Here is a 14,908-nt window from a genome sequence, read left to right as displayed (position 1 = left end):
GCGCAGGGCACGCCTCAAATCGGCTTCGACTCCGGCCAGACGCGGTTCACGCCGGTGGGGTTCTGCCCGTACAGCTCCGCGAGGCGGGCCTTCACCTCGTCCACGGTGCCGACGACGACGTAGGTGCGCGTGTCGATGTCCTGGGGCACGTTGTTGCCCAGCCCGAAGGTGACGCCCATCTTGCTGGCGTTGTACCGGGTGTCTCCGCCGGTGTTGGCGAAGTCGAACTGGTGGAAGCGGTACTGCAGGTCCGTGCGCGCCTCGTCCGGAGACCAGATGGCCATGGCGTGCTTGCCGTCCGGCGTGGAGACGATGAGCGGCACGTTGCCGGCCTCGTCCTTGAAGCCCTTGGCGTTCGGGTCCTTCGGGTCCAGCTCCGAGTGGACGCGGGCGTACTCGCGTGTCTCACCGGTGGCCGGGTCGAAGCGGAAGTGACGCTCGAATTCCTCCGGCATGTACGTGGTGGGCGCCTCCACGTAGATGTTGTCGTGCTTCTCGGCCAGGTGGATGTGGCTGTCGTACTGGATGACGTTGGAGTGCCCGCCCACGCCGGCCGTCACCGTCTTGGACAGCGTGTCCGCGGACACCTCGGTGGTGTTCTTCGCGACGCGGGCGTTCGGGCCGTTGTAGCCACCGGCGGCCTCGCCGGGCTCCAGCCAGTAGGCGGGGTTGACGGTGGTGGTGACGCTGCCGTCCTTCACGTCCACGCCCCGCACCACGGTGGTGGACGTGGGGCCGTCGAAGTCCCGGTTGTTGCCGGCCTCGGTGGGCATCAGCGTCTCGCCGCTGCTGTCCAGCGAGTACGCCACCTGCATCTGCCGGCCATGGTCGATGTTGTTGATGAATTCCTTGCCGTCGTAGACGAGGCTGTTGATGGCGCCGCCGTACTGGGCGGACGTGCCGAGCTGCACCGTCTCGTTGCCGAAGGACGTGTCGCCCGTCCTCGCGCCGAAGACGCCGTACGGGCCCGTCGGCTTCTGGGGACCGCCGGGGCCGCTCACGCCGCCGGCGTCCATCTTCCCCTCGGGCCACGCGGTGCCCAGGCGCTTGCCGTCGAGGCCGAAGGCCTGCACCTTGCCGCCCAGGTCCACGAGGTAGCCGTTCTGGAACTTCTGGAAGGGCACCTCGGCCCGGTCCTTCACCAGCGGGTCCTCGAGGAAGGGTGCGCCGGTGCGCCGCGCGTCCTCGCGGCCGGAGTCGGGGAAGCCGAGCACGGAGTTGGTGCCCAGCTTGTCGCTGGTGAAGCCCGGGTCCGAGTACGCCTTGCAGATGTCGCCGTACACCTCGAAGGACGCCCACTGCTTGGGGTCGTTCGGGTTCAGCGTCTGCCCCGGCTCGGGTCGGCAGAAGGTGTAGAGCTGCATCTGCCGGTTGGCGCTGCTGGGGAAGTCCTGGAAGAAGGCGGGGACGTTCTCGTTGCCGGGCACGTTGGAGCGGCCGGCGACGAAGACGTCGCTGCTCCTGCCGCCGTGCATCAGCGTGTTGGCGGCGGCGTCGGGGAGCCGGGTGTCCTTCTTGCGGGTGAGCTCGGTGAGGGCGTTCGTCTTGAACTGGTTGCAGTAGTCCTGCCACTGCCGCGCGGCCGTCTCACGCTGCTCCTGGGTTGCATCCGGAGGCAGGGGCGGAGGCGGCGGGAGCGCTGGAGGCGCGGCGGGCTCGGAGAAGGCGCGCACCGGGTTGCCGGACTCGAAGCGGCTCTGGGAGAACAGGTCCACCCGCTCGCGCTGGGCTGTCTCGGGCTCCGGGCGGGAGCCGGACTCCGGCGCTGGAGAAGACTGCTGCGTCGACGAGATACGCGGGCTGCTCTGGCCCGAAAAACGAGAAACGCCGTCCATGTTGAATCCCCCCTCTTTGGCGCCTGGGCGCCAGACCTACACGGGGATTATCGCGAGCCATGGGGCCGGGTTGCGTCGGCCCCGTCTCAGGGCTCGGCGAGCAGGAACAGCGCGTGGGCGCTGGCGATGGGGCGGGTGCGGTCATCCTGCCAGGCCTCGACGCGCACGTTGGCGACGCGCCGGCCCTGGCGCGTAATCAGCGCCTTGGCGAAGGTGTCCTGCGGCTTGCCCGAGCGCAGGAAGTCCACGGTGAGCGAGATGACCTTGGGCACGCGCTCGGTGTCCGTCTGGAGGAGCAACTCGAAGACGGAGGCGGACTCCAGCAGCGCGCCCAGCGAGCCGCCGTGCAGGGCGGGCAGCAGGCTGTTGCCGATGAGCTTGGGCGTGTAGGCCATGCGGCAGAGCATCTCTCCGGCGAGGTTCTCCACGCCGATGCCCATGTACCGCGTGTAGGGAATCGCGTCGGTGAGCTGCCGGTACTCGCGCGTCTTGCGCACCTGTCGCACGAGGTCTGCGAGGGGAGCGGTGGGCGTCGTGTCGCTCATGGTGCTCTCACTCCTCCAGCTTCATGAAGGTGCCCTGCGAAGAGGCCACCGGATTGCTCTTGTCGCCCTGGTGCACGAGCGCGCGGACGAAGGCCACCTGCCGCGTCATGCGGTAGCACTCGGCCACGCAGGTGAGGGTGCTGCCGGGGCGCGCGGGGCGCAGGTAGTCGATGCGCAAATCCAGCGTGACGAGCGGCGCGAAGCGTCCCAGCTTCAGGAACACGGCCGAGCCGCAGGTCGCGTCGATGAGCGTCGTCACGGCACCGCCGGCGAGCACGCCCGTCTCCGGGTTGCCGACGAGGAAGTCCGCATAGGGCAGCTCGACGGTGGCCTCGGCGGGACCGATGTCCACCAGCTTCAGGCCGAGCGCGTGGTTGTGCGGAACGACGTCCGTGTAGAAAACGGAGCAGCGCTCCAGCCGCGCCGCCTTGTCATCGGGAAGCGTGAAGTCCGACATGCGGATGCGGATAGCAGAATCACCGGCGCATGGCGCGCTGGTTTCAACGGACTGCTCATTGTCGACGTCTGGAAGGCCGCTGAACCCGGAGCTCTCTCCGGGTCATGGCATCTCTCTTCGATTCCTCGAATACCGCGCGCGTGTTCCTACGCCGCGACGGGCGGTGTGGCCTCCAGCTCCCGCCACGCCTCCGCGAGCGACTCGCCAATGGCGCCCATCACCGAGTCATCGGACCAGTAGAAGGGATGCACCAGCGGCGTCCACGAGAACAGCGGCCCGGCCAGGCGCACGGGGCGGTCCTCCACGGCCTCACGGTAGGCATCACTCAGCGGCTGGAGCGGCCAGGCGAAGACGTCATCGTCGTCATGGAAGTTGAGCCACTCGCCGCCGAGGCCCGGGTGGTAGCGCGCCAGCTCCGGCGCGGGCACCTGGACGGGGCGGTCCAACTCCGTGTGCCGGTAGCGCAGGCTCCACAGCGCCATGGGCGTGCCCAGCGTGTAGAAGCGGCTGAGCGTCTCGCCGCGCTCCAGCGGTGAATCGCCCTGCACCGCGCGGATGGACGTCTCGATGATGTCGCGCCCCGTCTGCCGGTGCGTCTGCAAGTCGTAGAAGTAGTTGCTCGCGATGACGCCGCCCAGGCTGTGCGAGATGACGCACAGGGGCGCGGTGTCACCGGCCCGCGCGCGCAGCCGGCCGAGCGCCTCGGCCACCTTGCGGTGGATGCCGGTGTACACGTCCGGGTCCGCGGGGTTGCTCTGGTAGGCGATGATGTCGCCCACGAAGTGGACGATGAGCCAGCGCAGGCCGGGGTAGCGCAGGTCCATGCCGCGCAGGGACGGCTTCATCATGCGCAGCATCAGTGGCACCAGCGCGGACTCGCGGCCCTGATTGACGTTGCGCACGCCGTCGTAGAGGGACTTCCAGTAGTCCTCCGCGTCGGGCGGGGCATGTCGCGCGAGGAAGTCCTTCTCCGCGCCCTCCAGCACGGAGGCCCAGTTCACGGTCTCCACCTCGAGTGCACCCAGGGAGGCCGCGCCCGTCTGCGCGGTGAACTGCTCGCGGAGCAGGCGCAGGGCGGTGTCGAAGAGACCCGGGTCGTCCACCTCGATGCCGTGGATGATGAGGACGGCGAGCTTCTTCATGGCCGGTCCTCCCGGCCAGGGCGAGGGCCGGTGGCCCGGACGGTGCTGCACGGCGGCATGGTGTGTTTCCCCCTCGGTGCGGTGGTGCTCGACGGGGCGGAGTGGCGGGCGTTGCCCTGTGACAGCCGGACCGTCCGCCGCTTCACCCCGCGCGCACCTTACACCGCCAGGAACACGCCTGCCCGTCAGCCTGTTCACGGCCCGCAACCTCTGGCCCCACGGGGCCGGGTAGTCTCCCCCACCCGACACACCCGCCCTTTCACGAGGACTCCCGGTGAAACGACTGACCTCCGCCCTCTGCGCCGCGCTGCTGCTTCCCGGCGCGCTGCTGGCCGCGCAGCCCACGACGACGCCCCAGGCGAAGCAGGACCAACCCCCGCCGCCGGAGCAGAAGCAGAAGGATGACGCCGCGCGTGAGGCTGCCCGCGCCGCCGAGGTGGACGGAGGCACTCCCGCCACCGCCGACGCCGCGAAGGACGCGGCGAAGGAGGACAAGGACAAGGACGCGTGGAAGGTGGACGCGCCGGGCTTCCCCGCCACCCAGGTGAGCATCGACGTCACCGAGGGCACGTGGATGAACGTGGACGTCAGCCCGGCCGGGGACGCGCTGGTCTTCGACCTGCTGGGCGACATCTACGAGCTGCCCATCGGCGGCGGCGAGGCGAAGGCGCTGTCTTCCGGCGTCGCCTGGGACATGCAGCCGCGCTACAGCCCGGACGGGAAGTCCATTGCCTTCACGAGCGACCGCGGCGGCGGCGACAACATCTGGGTGATGAAGCGGGACGGCTCGAATGCGCAGGCGGTGACGCAGGAGAAGTTCCGCCTGCTCAACAGCCCCGCGTGGAGTCCGGACGGGCAGTTCATCGTCGCGCGCAAGCACTTCACGGCGCGCCGCTCGCTGGGCGCGGGCGAGGCGTGGATGTACCACCGCTCCGGCGGTGAGGGCGTGCAGCTCACCGAGCGCGCGAACGACCAGAAGGACCTGGGCGAGCCCGCGTTCTCCCACGACGGCCGCTACGTCTACTTCAGCCAGGACGTCACGCCGGGGAAGACGTTCGAGTACAACAAGGACCCGAACGGCGAAATCTACGCCATCCAGCGGCTGGATTTGGAGACGAAGGAAATCGACCCCTTCGTCTCGGGCCCGGGCGGCTCGATTCGGCCCACGCCGTCGCGAGACGGCAAGCAGCTCGCGTTCATCCGCCGCGTGCGCAACCAGAGCGTCCTCTACGTCACCGACGTCGCGTCGGGTGCGGAGCGCCCGCTGTACTACGGGCTCGACCGCGACATGCAGGAGACGTGGGCCATCCACGGCGTGTACCCGACGATGGCGTGGACGCGGGACAACCAGTCGATTGTCTTCTGGGCGGGCGGCAAGCTGCAGCGAATCGAAGTGGCGTCAAAGAAGGTGACGCCCATTCCCTTCCACGTGAAGGACACGCGCACGATTTTCCAGGCGGTGCGCTCGCCGCAGCAGGTGGCGCCCGAGCAGTTCGAGGCGAAGATGCTGCGCTGGGTGCAGGTGTCGCCGCGCGGGGACCGCGTGGTGTACCAGGCGCTCGGGAAGCTCTACGTGCGCGAGCTGCCCAACGGCACGCCGAAGCGGGTGACGAAGCAGGAGGACCACCTGGAGTTCTTCCCGTCGTTCTCCCGAGACGGGAAGTCCATCGTCTACACGACGTGGGACGACGAGAAGCTGGGCAGCATCCGCATGGTGTCCGCGACGGGCGGCGAGGGGAAGGTGCTGACGACGAAGCCGGGCTACTACGTGGAGCCCGCGCTCAGCCCGGACGGGAAGTCGCTGGTGTATCGCGCGTCGGGTGACGGCTACCTGATGCCCGGGCAGTGGAGCCGCGAGACGGGCCTGTTCGTGATGCCGGCGGCGGGTGGCGTGGCGAAGCGGCTGGTGCGGGACGGAGAGCAGCCGCACTTCGGCGCGCGCTCGGACCGCGTGTACTTCCTGAACGTGGAGTCGAAGGAGAAGGAGGACGTGCGCTCGCTGAAGAGCATCAGCCTGGTCGGCGGGGAGGAGCGCACGCACCTGACGAGCGCGGAGGCGACGGAGTACCGGGTGTCTCCGGACGAGCAGTGGGTGGCGTTCCGGGAGAACTTCAACGCGTTCATCACGCCGTTCCCGCGTGGAGCGAAGTCGGCGGCGGTGGGGCCCGAGGCGAAGGCGCTGCCGGTGGCGCGGGTGACGAAGGACGCGGGCGAGTACCTGCACTGGAGCGGCGACGGCAAGCGCCTGCATTGGGCGCTGGGGCCCGAGCTCTTCACGCGCGAGCTGAAGGACAGCTTCCGCTTCATGGACGGCGCGCCGGAGAAGCTGCCCGCGGCGCCGGAGAAGGGCGTGGACATCTCCTTCGTGGCGAAGACGGACGTGCCAGAGGGCACGCTGGCCTTCGTCGGTGGGCGCGTCATCACGATGAAGGGTGACGAGGTCATCGAGAATGGCGTGGTGGTGGTGCGGGGCAACCGCATCGTCGCGGTGGGACCGGCGGGGAAGGTGCAGGTGCCGGCGGGGGCGAAGGTGGTGGACGTGAAGGGCAAGACGTTGATGCCGGGGCTCATCGACGTGCACTGGCACGGGGCCATGGGCGTGGACGGGCTGATGCCGGAGCAGAGCTGGGTGCATGCGGCGTCGCTGGCGTTTGGTGTGACGACGCTGCACGACCCGTCGAACTCGTCGGAGCAGGTGTTCGCGGCGAGCGAGCTGGGGAAGACGGGGGCGCTGCTGGCGCCGCGCATCTTCTCCACGGGGACGATTCTGTATGGCGCGGCGGGGGCGGGCTACCGCGCGCCGATTGAGACGTTGGACGACGCGCGCTCGCACATGCGGCGGATGAAGGCCATCGGGGCGTTCAGCGTGAAGAGCTACAACCAGCCGCGGAGAGACCAGCGGCAGAAGGTGCTCCAGGCGGCGCGGGAGCTGGGGATGCTGGTGGTGCCGGAGGGTGGCTCGCTGCTGAACCACAACCTGACGATGGTGGTGGACGGGCACACGGGCGTGGAGCACGCGATTCCGGTGGCGCGCATCTACGCGGACGTGAAGCAGCTCTGGGGGAAGAGCAGCACGGGCTACACGCCGACGCTGGGCGTGGCGTACGGCGGCAACTGGGGTGAGAACTACTGGTACCAGACGACGAACGTCTGGGAGGACGAGCGGCTGCTGTCGTTCGTGCCCAGGCGTGTGGTGGACAGCCGGAGCCGTCGGCGCATGGAGGTGCCGGAGGACGAGCTCAACCACTTCAACGCGGCGAAGGTGGCGCGGGAGCTGAATGATTCGGGCGTGAGCATCCAGCTCGGAGCGCACGGCCAGCGCGAGGGCCTGGCGGCGCACTGGGAGCTGGCGATGATGGGCCAGGGCGGGATGAAGCCGCTGCAGGCGCTGCGCGCGGGGACGCTGAGTGGCGCGAAGTACCTGGGGCTGGACAAGGAAGTGGGCTCGCTGGAGGAGGGGAAGCTGGCGGACCTCATCGTCCTGGACAAGAACCCGCTGGAGTCCATCCAGAACAGCCGCACGGTGCGCTACACGATGGTGAACGGGCACCTGTACGACGCGGCCACGCTGAACGAGGTGGGGACGCGACAGCGCCAGCGCGCGAAGTTCTTCTTCGAGAAGGACGGGAACGAAGGCTGGAGCCCGAAGGCCACGGCACACACCGTGACGCACGAGTGCGACTGAGCACCGTGTGAAGTGAGGGGCCTCCTGGCGTGGGTGTCAGGAGGTCCCGTAGCATCCTGGCGCGATGCGCTCGGGAGCACTTTGGAGGTCAGCCTTCCTCGCCCTGCTGGGCCTGGGCTGCGCGTCGTCCCAGGTCGCTGACCCCGACATCGCGCGCCCGGCTCCTGGCGCACCCTTCCTGGAGAAGATTCCGGGACCGATGTTGGGACCCTTCGATTCGTATTCCGATGCGCTCCTCGCTGCCTGTAAACGGATTCTCGCGAAGCCCTACGCGAGCGCCGGGCGGAGGGACCATCAGGACTTCCAGACGCGCTGGAGGGTCTCCAGCGAGTACTGCGCCTGGCTGTATTACACCCCGGACGAGCAATACGTCGTCAGCAAGCTGACGGACCAGTCGAGGGTGGACCCCGTGCAGCGCAGCAAGAGTTGTCTCCTCCCTTCAACGGTCGAGGACGCACGTTTCCCGTCCGAGAGCCTCAAGTACGTCTATGCCCTCCACAATCATCCGTATGGCAGCGAGCTCACGGACCGAGACATCCGCTTCATTGTTTCGGAAGGAACGGAGCATGGCTTCGAGAGCGAAACAAAGGATGGGCGTCTCCGGCTCTCGGTGGTGGCGTTCTTCTCCAACCACGTCGCAGAGCCCACATGTGACGGCTTTCACCAGTACATTCCCATGACGGGACAACTCCTGAAGTGGACCCAGGCGGAGGGTAGATGGAGCTGCGAGCAGACGGGCTCCGTCGTGTGGAGCGCTGATGACGGGGAGGACTTCTCCATCCGCGAGATGCGTCAGCCTTGCACGAGAAGGAGTCCTCCATGAGGAGTCTGCTCCTGGCCGTGGCCATGCTGCTCGCCAGCTGCGTGCGGACTCCAAGCCGGCGCACTGCCCCCAGCGAAGAAGACCTGTCCATTGTCTTCCCCAATTTCCACGAGCAAGGAGCGACGCGGGTCAGCGTGGAAGGGCAGCCATACGAGTTGGACGGTGCAGTGCTCCAGGCCCTCGCGATGGCGGCCAATGACTTCCTGCCACCAGATGCCCGGGGGAAGTCCTGCTGGAACCGGCAGGCGTCGTATCGCTACCGGGTCATCAAACAGGACGGCCTCATCTTCGTGGATATCAGCGCTGACCCTGGCGCCTGCCAGCCGGGCCCGCGGATGCTGGATGGCGGAGTGAAATACGCCATCAGCCCGGATGGTCGCATCCTTCGGCGTCTTTTCGATGGTGAGCCCGAAGCGCTGCCTCCTCCTGAAGGCACGGATGCAGGGCTGCCGGAGACTTCGCCTGAGCCGTCCATTCCCGTGGGCGACACCACCTGGGGCGAGCCGCAGCCGCTTCCCCTTCAGTGGCTGGATGGCGGCACGTGAAGACCAAGGCCCGAAGGCCACGACACACACCGTGACGCACGAGTGCGACTGAGCACCGTGTGAAACGAGGGGCCTCCTGGCGTGGGTGTCAGGAGGTCTGCTCGTCTTCGTGCTCCTCCTTGGGTCGTAGTGCCTCGTACAGCTCGGTCATGCGCTGGAGTTGCTCGAGACGCTCTGTCGGGGTGAGCCGGAGATTCTCCTCCAAGAGGGAGACGTCGACGCCGGCCTCGATGGCCGCGTCCCAGTCAGGCCCATGGCTCGGATAGGCCCTTCGCAGCGCCTCGCGCATGTCCATGCGCCAATGGTAGAGACTCGCGCCCATGCCCGTCCACATCGTCGAAGGAGACCTGCTCGACCAGCCGGTGGAAGCCATCGTCAACGCCTGGAACCGGAACATCATCCCCTGGTGGCTGCTGTTGCCGCAGGGAGTCTCCGGCGCCATCAAGCGCAAGGCGGGGCTCGGCCCGTTCCGCGAGCTCGGCCGCGTGGGGCCGATGCCGCTCGGCACGGCGGTGGTGACCTCCGCCGGCCGGCTTCCCTACAAGGCCATCATCCACGTCGCCGGCATCAACATGCTCTGGAGGGCATCGCAACGTTCCATCCAGGACTCCGTGCGCAACGCCCTGGCCAGGGCCCGTGAGCACAACCTGCGCTCCCTCGCCTTCCCCCTCATCGGCTCTGGCTCAGGCAGCTTCAACGAGGAGCGCGCCCTGGAGTTGATGCGCCACGTCCTGGACGCCGAGGCCGGCGACCTGGAGGTGCGGGTGGTTCGCTTCCGCCCCGCCTGATCCCCGCTCGCGAATTCACGTATGCTCCCGGAAGCGGCCGGCAGCCCCGGAGTCTTTCGTGTTGAGCCCCCGTTCTTTCCCCTCGTCACGCAAGGTGACTTCGGGTTCCCTCCACCGTGCTCGCACGGTTCGCAGTGCCCTGTGCCTTGGCTGGCTCGCGCTGGGCCTCGGGCTCGCGGGCTGTCCCGGGCCGGAGGGCCCGCTCCGCCAGTTCGAAGTGGGCACGGGCGTCTCCTTCTCCCCCATCGAGGACGGCAGCACGCTGGACCTGAACGAAGGCGGCCAGGGCAGCCAGCACGTCTTCGTCTCCCTGCGCGTCTGGGAGCTCACCAACGTGAAGGCGAAGGTGAAGCTGTCCCTGGAGCGTATCTCCGACGGAGAGCAACTCTCGGCCCCCTACTCCGTCAACCTGCGCTTCGACCGGCCCCCGCAGGAGGGCGAGCCGGCAAAGCTTGAAGGACTGCTGCTCGTCATCGAAGACCCGTTCGAAGCCGTGGACCGCGAGGTCCGCCTGAACGCGTCCTTCGCGAGCGACGACGGCGAGCACGGCTCCGACTCGCGCACCGGCACCCTCCAGTGGGCGGAGACCCCGTTCCCGTAACTCACGGCGCATCCACTCGCCGCAATCCCACCTTCGCGACACGCAGGAGTCGCACCATGCCGCAGCACCTCCACACCCCCTTCCGTGGCTGGCTCCTCTCCCTCACGCTGGGCGCACTGCTCACCGGCTGCCCCGACGAGCCCGACCCCATCCCCACACCGGAGCCCCTCGCCTGGGCCACGGTGACGCAGGTCCGCCCGGAGGCGCTGCTCGGCATCTCCGGCCGCTCGGCCACCGACGTGTGGGCCGTGGGCGCGGACCGGGGCCGCGGGCCCGAGGTGCTCCACTTCGACGGCACCTCCTGGACCGAAGTGCCCACCGGCCTGCGCGGAGACCTGTGGTGGGTGCACGCCTTCAAGGATGGCCCGGTGCTGATGTCCGGAGGCAGCGCCACCGTCCTCCGCTACGAGAATGGAGCCTTCACCCGCATGCGCACGCCGGGCCTCGCGCGCCACACCGTGTACGGCATCTGGGGCTCCACCCCGGAGAACCTGTACGCGGTGGGCGCCGTGTCCGACCGCGGCGGCTTCATCTGGCACTACGACGGCACGCAGTGGAGCGAAGTGCCGCTGCCGCTCGCCGACCTGCCGCGCACCGCCGACGGAGACATCCCCGGCTTCTTCAAGGTGTGGGGCACCGGAGGTGACGTGTACGTGGTGGGTGCGCAGGGCGTGGCGATGCGCTCGCGCGGCGGCGGCGCCTTCGCGGTGCTTCCCACCGGCACCACCAGCCGCCTCTTCACCGTGCACGGCGCGGGAGGTGTCGTCGCGGTGGTGGGAGGAGAGAACCAGGGCGAAATCCTGGAGCTGGACGAGGCCGCCGGCCGCTTCGTGAGCCGCGCCCCCGAGGGCACCCCGCTCATGCAGGGCGTCTCCCTCTCCGAGGACGGCACCGGCTGGGCCACGGGCTTCCGGGGCGAAATCTATCGGCGCGCGGCGGGGAAGTGGGCCCAGGCGGACCTCGACAACACCGCGCCCGTGGAGTCCCTGCACGCCGCGTGGACGGACCCGGAAGGTGGAGTCTGGGCCGTCGGAGGCAACGTGCTGTCGGGCGGACTAGATGCCGGCGCGCTGGTGCACGGGGGCGCGGAGATTGCGTTCGCGCCCGACGTCGTGACGCCGACACCCCCGGCGGTGACGTGTCCCGCTGCGGCGGTGGACCCGAAGCCGACGGGCACCATCGCCCGCCGCTGGGATGAGCAGCTCCTCAATGCCATCCGTCGCGACATCCCGCGTCCGACGGTGCACGCGCGCAACCTGTACCACGTGTCCGCGGCCATGTGGGACGCGTGGGCCGCGTACGACGCGACGGCGGACGGCGTCTTCCTGCGCGAGAAGCACACCGCCAGCGACGTGTCAGCCGCGCGCGCGGAGGCCCTCAGCTACGCGGCGTACCGTGTCCTCGCGCACCGCTACACGAAGGCCGTCGGCGGGCCCACCTCCGCGGTGTGCTTCCGCGCCTTCATGGAGAAGCTCGGCTACGCGCCGGACGACACCGTGGCGACGGGCGACAGTCCGCGCGCCGTGGGCAACCGCATCGGCCAGGCCATCATCAGCGCGGGCGCGGACGACGGGGCCAACGAGCAGAACGACTACAAGGACACCACGGGCTTCCAGTTCGTGAACACGCCGCTGGTGGTGGACACGCCGCTGGTGACGCTGGCGGACCCGTCCGTATGGCAGCCGCTCAACCTGGCGGTGTCCGTCACGCAGAACGGCATCATCACCGGCTCCGGGGTGCAGGGGTACATCGGCGCGCACTGGAGGAACGTGACGCCGTTCGCCCTGACGCGGCCGGCGGGCGGCGGGCTGTACCTGGACCCGGGCAGTCCGCCGAAGTTCGACGCGGAGGTGCGCACGCACGTGGTGGACGTGCTGCGCAAGGAGAGCTGGCTGGGCAGTGACGAGATGATGGACACGTCGCCCGGCTCGCTCGGCAACAACAGCCTGGGCGCGAATGACGGCACCGGCCGCTCGGTGAATCCCGTCACCGGCCAGCCCTATGCACAGCGGATGGTGCGGCGCGGAGACTTCGGCCGCGTGCTGGCGGAGTTCTGGGCGGACGGCCCGAAGTCGGAGACGCCGCCGGGGCACTGGAACGTGCTCGCCAACAGCGTGGCGGACGCGCCCGGCTTCTCGCGGCGCCTGTTCGGCACGGGCCCCGAACTGGACGCGCTGGAGTGGGACGTGAAGGTGTACCTCGCGCTCAACGGCGCGGTGCACGATGCGGCCATCGTCGCGTGGGAGGTGAAGCGCGAGTTCCTCGGCGCGCGGCCGCTCTCGCTCATCCGGTACATGGGGAAGCTGGGCCAGTCCACGGACCCGAGCGGCCCGGCGTACCACCCGGACGGCCTGCCGCTGGTGCCGGGGCTCATCGAGGTCATCACCGCGGAGAGCTCCGCGCCGGGCCAGCGGCACGCGCACCTGGCGCGCTTCGTGGGGCAGGTGGCGGTGCACGCGTGGCGGGGCGAACCGGGAGACCGCCGCAACGAGGTGGGTGGCTCGGCGTGGATTCGTGCGGTGGAGTGGATGCCCTACCAGCTGCGCACCTTTGTGACGCCGGCCTTCCCGGGCTTCATCTCCGGGCACAGCACCTTCAGCCGCTCCGCCGCCGAGGTGCTCACCGCGCTCACCGGCAGCGAGTACTTCCCAGGAGGCCTCGGCGAGTTCGTCGCGGGCGCCAACAGCTACCTCACCTTCGAGCGCGGCCCCACCACCGACGTGCGCCTGCAGTGGGCCACCTATGCCGACGCCGCGGACCAGGCGGGACAGTCCCGGCTGTGGGGCGGCATCCACCTCACCCCGGATGACTTCGTGGGCCGGAGGCTCGGCAGCAAGGTGGGCCTGTCCGCCGTGGCCCGCGCCCGGCGCTTCTTCGAGGGCACCGAGGTCCCCTGAAGCCCGCTACTTCTTGGGCTCTCCACCGAGGATGCGCGGCGCCTGCGCGCGGTGGAAGCCCTCGTAGGACTTGGAGGCGGAGGTCTCCTCGAGGGGGTAGATCTTCGTGTTGCACGAGGCCCCACCGTCAATCTTGATGACGTCGCCGGTGATGAACGCGGCGGCGTCGGTGAGCAGGAAGACGATGGCGGCGCTCACCTCGGACTCGCTGGCGAGCCGCTGCAGGGGGACTTCCTTCTTGAGCAGGGGGATGAGCGCCTTGACGCCCTCGTCCTGGTAGCTGTCCATGCCGCTGGACATCACCCACCCGGGGGCCACGGCGTTGACGCGCACGCCGGACGCGGCCCACTCGACGGCGGCGGTCTCCGTGAGGTTGAGCATGCCCGCGCGTGCCGCGCCCGAGTGCCCCATGCCCGGCATGCCGCCCCAGAAGTCCGCGAGCATGTTGACGATGGCGCCGCCGTGGCTGCTCATCGACTGGAGGTACACCTCGCGCGCCATGAGGAAGCCGCCCGTGAGGTTGGTGGACACCACCGCCTCGAAGCCCTTCTTCGAGATGGCCGCCAGCGGCGAGGGGAACTGCCCGCCCGCGTTGTTGACCAGGCCGTGGATGCGCCCGCGCGCCGCGACGATGCGGCCCACAGTCTCCTTCACGCCGTCCTCGTTGCGGATGTCGACCACCTCCAGCGAGCACTCGCCGCCGTCCTCGCGAAGCTCCGCGGCGACGGCCTCCAGCTTGTCCTGCTTGCGGCCGACGAGGACGACGTGCGCGCCCAGCGATGCCAATTCATGCGCGGTGCAGCGGCCGATGCCACTGCCGCCGCCCGTCACGATGACGTTGCGGTCCTTGAAGCAGCCCGGCGCGAAGAGAGAGCGGTAACCCATGTCACCTCCAGATGTTGGCGTGTACCTGAAAGAAGAAACGTCAGTCCCTGCGTGAGCGCCGGGCGCCGAGCGCCGCATCGAGCGTGCGAGCCCACCGGTGGAGCACCTTCTTCCGCCGGGCGCTGTCATCGCGAAGGAGGTTCGCCAGCGCGAGCCCGCGAACGAGGTCCAGCGAGGCCTGCACCAATTCGCGCACCTCCGAGTCCTTGTCATCCACCTCGAGCAGCTTCACCGTGAGCCGGTGCACCTCGCGGCCGGTGCGCGCCTCCAGGGGCGTGAGCTGCGCGCGCAACTCCGGGTCCGCTGCGGCGGCGACCCAGAGCTGCACGGCGGCGATGAACAGGGGGCTCGTGTAGATGTCCGCGAGCATGTGGAGGATGGCCTCCGTGCGCCGCTCGTCCGCCGGGAGCACGGCGGACCGGCGCAGGGCCTCTTCCACCTGCTGCTGTCCGACGTACTCCACCGCCGCCGCTACCAGGTCCGCGCGGGTGGGGAAGTGGTGCTGGCACGCGCCGCGAGACACGCCCGCGCGCTCGGCGATGACGGTCATGGTGGCGCCCGCCCACCCCAGCTCACAGAGGGCGCCAATCGCCGCCTGCATCAGCCGCTGGCGCGTGACGCGGCTGCGCTCCTGCTCCTGCCTGCCCGTCGCGCCGGATGAGTCACTCACACCCCGAGGATGAAAGTCGCGGGAGAAAAAAGCAA

General features: G+C 69.2%; 13 protein-coding genes. 6 read left to right on the top strand and 7 right to left on the bottom strand.

Features of this window, described 5'->3' with window-relative positions; translation table 11 throughout:
* Window positions 1–14: 14 nt before the first annotated feature.
* The 4 genes from OV427_RS20220 to OV427_RS20205 all read right to left on the bottom strand — a co-directional run bounded on the left by OV427_RS20220 (window position 15) and on the right by OV427_RS20205 (window position 3,979).
* Window positions 15–1,835, bottom strand: coding sequence for a hypothetical protein (locus OV427_RS20220; RefSeq protein ID WP_267857767.1), 1,821 nt, complete (start codon window positions 1,833–1,835; stop codon window positions 15–17).
* 86 nt (window positions 1,836–1,921) lie between these two features.
* Window positions 1,922–2,380 carry a PaaI family thioesterase gene (locus OV427_RS20215; RefSeq protein WP_267857766.1) on the bottom strand — a complete coding sequence of 153 codons (459 nt, stop codon included), beginning with the start codon at window positions 2,378–2,380 and terminating at the stop codon, window positions 1,922–1,924.
* Between the two features lie 7 nt (window positions 2,381–2,387).
* Window positions 2,388–2,837, bottom strand: coding sequence for a PaaI family thioesterase (locus OV427_RS20210; protein WP_267857765.1), 450 nt, complete (start codon window positions 2,835–2,837; stop codon window positions 2,388–2,390).
* A 146-nt stretch (window positions 2,838–2,983) separates the two neighbouring features.
* On the bottom strand, window positions 2,984–3,979 hold the full coding sequence (locus tag OV427_RS20205) for a hypothetical protein (protein WP_267857764.1): 996 nt from the start codon (window positions 3,977–3,979) through the stop codon (window positions 2,984–2,986).
* A 274-nt stretch (window positions 3,980–4,253) separates the two neighbouring features.
* Between OV427_RS20205 and OV427_RS20200 the strand changes: the two genes are divergently transcribed.
* The 3 genes from OV427_RS20200 (at window position 4,254) to OV427_RS20190 (ending at window position 9,032) form a co-directional block, all read left to right on the top strand.
* Entirely contained in the window at window positions 4,254–7,664 is a 3,411-nt protein-coding gene (locus OV427_RS20200) for an amidohydrolase family protein (RefSeq protein WP_267857763.1), read from the top strand.
* Window positions 7,665–7,863: 199 nt separating this feature from the next.
* Window positions 7,864–8,487, top strand: a complete 624-nt coding sequence (locus OV427_RS20195; RefSeq protein WP_267857762.1) for a hypothetical protein — start codon at window positions 7,864–7,866, stop codon at window positions 8,485–8,487.
* Between the two features lie 17 nt (window positions 8,488–8,504).
* Window positions 8,505–9,032 carry a hypothetical protein gene (locus tag OV427_RS20190; RefSeq protein ID WP_267857761.1) on the top strand — a complete coding sequence of 176 codons (528 nt, stop codon included), beginning with the start codon at window positions 8,505–8,507 and terminating at the stop codon, window positions 9,030–9,032.
* An 88-nt stretch (window positions 9,033–9,120) separates the two neighbouring features.
* On the opposite strand, the gene OV427_RS20185 is transcribed toward OV427_RS20190, so the two are convergent.
* A complete protein-coding gene (locus tag OV427_RS20185; RefSeq protein WP_267857760.1) occupies window positions 9,121–9,354 on the bottom strand; it encodes a hypothetical protein in 234 nt (77 codons plus the stop codon).
* Between OV427_RS20185 and OV427_RS20180 the strand changes: the two genes are divergently transcribed.
* From OV427_RS20180 to OV427_RS20170, 3 genes are all read left to right on the top strand, one after another.
* Window positions 9,353–9,820 (top strand): macro domain-containing protein, encoded by a 468-nt coding sequence (locus OV427_RS20180; protein ID WP_267857759.1) that lies wholly within the window; start codon window positions 9,353–9,355, stop codon window positions 9,818–9,820. The genes OV427_RS20185 and OV427_RS20180 overlap by 2 nt on opposite strands.
* Window positions 9,821–9,881: 61 nt before the next feature.
* Window positions 9,882–10,421, top strand: coding sequence for a hypothetical protein (locus OV427_RS20175; protein WP_267857758.1), 540 nt, complete (start codon window positions 9,882–9,884; stop codon window positions 10,419–10,421).
* A 56-nt stretch (window positions 10,422–10,477) separates the two neighbouring features.
* A complete protein-coding gene (locus OV427_RS20170) occupies window positions 10,478–13,318 on the top strand; it encodes a vanadium-dependent haloperoxidase (protein WP_267857757.1) in 2,841 nt (946 codons plus the stop codon).
* 6 nt (window positions 13,319–13,324) lie between these two features.
* Here OV427_RS20170 and OV427_RS20165 read toward each other — a convergent pair whose 3' ends face one another.
* Together OV427_RS20165 and OV427_RS20160 are read right to left on the bottom strand one after the other, a co-directional pair.
* Window positions 13,325–14,203 (bottom strand): SDR family oxidoreductase, encoded by an 879-nt coding sequence (locus tag OV427_RS20165; RefSeq protein WP_267857756.1) that lies wholly within the window; start codon window positions 14,201–14,203, stop codon window positions 13,325–13,327.
* Window positions 14,204–14,243: 40 nt separating this feature from the next.
* Entirely contained in the window at window positions 14,244–14,873 is a 630-nt protein-coding gene (locus OV427_RS20160; protein ID WP_267857755.1) for a TetR/AcrR family transcriptional regulator, read from the bottom strand.
* Window positions 14,874–14,908 lie beyond the last annotated feature (35 nt).

This window comes from Pyxidicoccus sp. MSG2 (assembly GCF_026626705.1).
Taxonomy (GTDB): domain Bacteria; phylum Myxococcota; class Myxococcia; order Myxococcales; family Myxococcaceae; genus Myxococcus.
Note: the sequence above shows the minus strand (reverse complement) of the source record. Positions and strands in the feature narration are given on the sequence as shown.

Excerpts from the sequence above, each read along its gene's own strand:
- OV427_RS20220 (WP_267857767.1), bottom strand. The coding sequence starts at position 1,835 with ATGGACGGCGTTTCTCGTTTTTCGGGCCAGAGCAGCCCGCGTATCTCG.
- OV427_RS20215 (WP_267857766.1), bottom strand. The coding sequence starts at position 2,380 with ATGAGCGACACGACGCCCACCGCTCCCCTCGCAGACCTCGTGCGACAG.
- OV427_RS20210 (WP_267857765.1), bottom strand. The coding sequence starts at position 2,837 with ATGTCGGACTTCACGCTTCCCGATGACAAGGCGGCGCGGCTGGAGCGC.
- OV427_RS20205 (WP_267857764.1), bottom strand. The coding sequence starts at position 3,979 with ATGAAGAAGCTCGCCGTCCTCATCATCCACGGCATCGAGGTGGACGAC.
- OV427_RS20195 (WP_267857762.1), top strand. The coding sequence starts at position 7,864 with ATGTTGGGACCCTTCGATTCGTATTCCGATGCGCTCCTCGCTGCCTGT.
- OV427_RS20180 (WP_267857759.1), top strand. The coding sequence starts at position 9,353 with ATGCCCGTCCACATCGTCGAAGGAGACCTGCTCGACCAGCCGGTGGAA.
- OV427_RS20185 (WP_267857760.1), bottom strand. The coding sequence starts at position 9,354 with ATGGGCGCGAGTCTCTACCATTGGCGCATGGACATGCGCGAGGCGCTG.
- OV427_RS20170 (WP_267857757.1), top strand. The coding sequence starts at position 10,478 with ATGCCGCAGCACCTCCACACCCCCTTCCGTGGCTGGCTCCTCTCCCTC.
- OV427_RS20165 (WP_267857756.1), bottom strand. The coding sequence starts at position 14,203 with ATGGGTTACCGCTCTCTCTTCGCGCCGGGCTGCTTCAAGGACCGCAAC.